Genomic DNA, 222 nt, shown 5'->3' with positions numbered 1-222 from the left:
CCTCCAACCGCGAACGCCACGCCCGCCATGACCGACGATACGATTCCGCCCTTCTCGTTTCCAGCCATTCACGCCAAGAAAGTCACAGCTGCCTTCGATGGTGGACGCCTAGAGCGGCGTCTCGGTTTGGCCGACAATCTGGCCCGGGTGTTCCCGGATCGGCGCGATCCGACGCGGGTCGTGCACAGCCTGGTCGATATGTTCCGCGCGCGCATGTTCGCG

The 222-nt window shown here is 64.4% G+C and carries 1 pseudogene; it reads left to right on the top strand.

Annotation, left to right across the window (positions count from 1 at the left end):
* Window positions 1-27: 27 nt before the first annotated feature.
* A pseudogene (locus tag QJT78_RS52710) lies at window positions 28-222 on the top strand (IS1380 family transposase); the annotation flags it as partial.

Source organism: Bradyrhizobium sp. Mp27, from assembly GCF_029953005.1.
In the GTDB taxonomy this organism is placed as follows: domain Bacteria; phylum Pseudomonadota; class Alphaproteobacteria; order Rhizobiales; family Xanthobacteraceae; genus Bradyrhizobium; species Bradyrhizobium barranii.
This window is presented reverse-complemented; position numbering and strand designations above follow the sequence as displayed.